The sequence below is a fragment of the Rubrivirga sp. genome (genome assembly GCF_049648075.1).
GTDB lineage: Bacteria > Bacteroidota > Rhodothermia > Rhodothermales > Rubricoccaceae > Rubrivirga.
The window spans coordinates 1-2,690 of sequence record NZ_JBARYR010000547.1; the positions used below are offsets into that span (position 1 = coordinate 1).

Annotated in this window: 2 protein-coding genes; both read left to right on the top strand. The window is 70.9% G+C overall.

The features are described 5' to 3' along the window. Nucleotides 1-128 precede the first annotated feature (128 nt). The gene (locus tag WBA11_RS15285; RefSeq protein ID WP_424521526.1) at nucleotides 129-1,196 is read left to right on the top strand and encodes a DUF2169 family type VI secretion system accessory protein; all 1,068 of its coding nucleotides are present in this window, start codon (nucleotides 129-131) and stop codon (nucleotides 1,194-1,196) included. 96 nt (nucleotides 1,197-1,292) lie between these two features. Beyond that, nucleotides 1,293-2,690, top strand: a 1,398-nt coding sequence (locus tag WBA11_RS15290) for a type VI secretion system contractile sheath domain-containing protein (protein WP_424521527.1), incomplete at its 3' end; no start/stop codon positions are given.

Consider the following 2,690-nt stretch of genomic DNA (forward strand, 5'->3'; position numbering starts at 1 on the left):
GGAAGGCCCTCTCCCCTGCCGACCGCCGCACGCTGCTCGGCTCGGTGCCGCCCCGGCCGAGAGGTTGAGACCAGCAGAGACCGGGACGATGTCGCCCTCGAGGGCGGCCGGCCCCTAGCCCCACCGCCTTGACCATCCACAACGAGACGCCATTCGAGCACGGCCTGGCGATCGGTCTTGGGCCGGACCGTCAGCCGCACCTGGGCGTCATCGTCAAGGCCACGTACGCTATTCCGGAGCGGTCCGGCGGGCCGGTCGAGCCAGCGGCGGAGCAGCTCGAGGTCTCCTCGGCCGACGAGTACACCAAGGGCGACGTGACCGGCAGCATGAGGACCGAGTCGGAGACGGTCGTGTTCAAGCCCCGTGCCGACGTCGTGCTAATCGGCCACGCGTACGCGCCCAACGGCCGAGCCGTCACCGCCCTCGAGGTCGGGCTGCGGGTGGGGCGCAAGCGGCACACGATGCGCGTCGTGGGAGACCGCCGGTGGAGCTTCCCGTCGAAGCTGGCCGTCGTCCCCGAGGCGACCACACCGGAGCCGTTCACCGCGATGCCTCTCGTCTACGAGCGCTCGTTCGGCGGCTTCGACCACGAGGGGCGTGCGTGGGCGAAGACGAATCCCATCGGGCGCGGATTCATCGTTCAGAAGACTCGGGAGTCGGTCGACGGCCGGCGCCTCCCCAACCTCGAGGACCCGGCACGGCCCGTCCGCTCGTGGGACGACCACCCCGACCCCGTCGGCTGGGGCTTCTTCGGCCGAAGCTGGCAACCCCGCGCGCGCCTCTCCGGCGTCCGCACCGACGACCTCGATCCGACGTTCGGGCTCCCTTCCGACTTCGACCACGCGTTCTACAACGGCGCCCACCCGGCGCTCCAGATGCCCGCCCTCGAGGGCGACGAGGAGATCGAGCTGGTCAACGTGACGCCGGACGGCTTGCGGCGCTTCCGCCTGCCCGGCTGGCATCCCGCGATCACGCTTCGAATCCGACCTCGAAAAGGCTCGACCTCGAGGCCGCCAGTTTACCCGTTCGAACCGGTCCTCGACACACTCGTCCTCTTCCCCGACGGCGGCGTGTTCACACTTACCTGGCGCTCGAGCCGACCGCTCACGACCGACATCGAGACGGCCATCGAGCAGATCGGGTCGATTCAGATCACGGAGGCAGGGCCGTCCTCGACGTCCGCCCGAGAGGCATAGCGCGCGGCTTCCCGAAACCGGTGACGGGAGCGGGCAGCGTTTCCAGTGTATAAAGACAGTCCCTCGCTCCACCCCGCGGCCCGTTCCCCGCTTGCCATGTCCGAGTCTCCGTCCGTCGGCTTCACGATCACGTCCGACCCCGACACCACGTCCGTCGCAGCCCCCGCGCACCGCGCCTCGGAGCGAGAGACCGGCGGCGCGTTCCGCCTCTTCCTGGTGTCCGACCTCGATCCGCAAGGCGTCGTCGAGGACTGGACCGAGGGCGAGCGGTCATGGGACGTCGACGCGAACACGTTTGCGGACCGGATGCGGGAGCACGGGCCTCGCCTCGAGGTCGCCGTCGGAGACGAGGGCAACCGCCAAGCGCTCGCCTGGACGGCCGACGCCTTGGACGCGTTCACGCCCGCCGGCATCGCCCAGCGCGTCCCGACCTTGGCGTCCGTCGCCCAGGCCCACGCCGCCCTCGAGGACGCCGCCGGAGGCAAGATCGACCTCGAGGCGCTGCGCACCCGTCTGCAGGAGAGCGGCGTCGCCCAGGCCGATGCGCTCGCGGACGCCGTCGTCGCGACGTCCTCCTCGCGGAAGGCACCGGAGGATGACGGCAGCCTGGACGCCTTGTTGGGAATGATCTCGATCGACGGCGACGACTCGCCGTCCGAGAACCCTCTCGTCGGATCGCTCGTCGAGGCCGCGTCCGGCTCCGGCCCGTCCATCGACCGCGACTCGGCCCGACGGCTCGCGGAGGACTTGGGCGGGCGCCTGCGAGGGACGATCGCGACCCTCGTCGAGGACGACGACGTCCGACGCGCCGAAGCGGCGTGGCGTGGCCTCAAGATGCTGATCGGGCGGTTGGACATCCGAAAAGGCGCTCGCCTGTCCGTTCTGGCCGCGCCCAAGAGCGTACTTGCCGAGGCCGTCCACTACCAGATTCTGCTCCCCGAGTACGACCACGGGACCTCGAGGACGCCGCTCGCCGCGATCCTGCTCGACCACGAGGTCGTCGCGACCTCGAACGACCTCAACATGCTGGGCGACCTGGCCGCGTCGGGCGCGAGCCTTCAGGTGCCGGTCGTCGCGAGCGCCGCGCCGGCCTTCTTCGGTCTCGAGGCCCCGACCGACTTTTCCAAGCTGCCGCCGGCGACGGCCCTGTTGCAGCAGCAGCCGTACGCGCGCTTCCAGTCGCTCCGGCAGCGCCCTGAGGCGGCCCAACTCGCGCTCGCCGTCCCGCCGTTCCTGCTCCGCCCGGCGTACGGCAAGGACCACGTTGACAAGGCGTTCGGCCTGAGCGGCGGAGAAAGGCTGTGGGGCGGCGCGGCCCTTCTCGCCGGCATGGCGATGGCCGAGGCGCACAAGTCTCGCGGGTGGCCCATGGCGGGTGGCGGCCAGGCGGTGCCCGACCTCGAGGTCAGAACCACGCGCATGGGCGCGATGCCCCTCGCAGCCAGCTTTAGCGACGGTGTCCTCGACGACTTGGCCCGCGCCGGCATTCTCGGG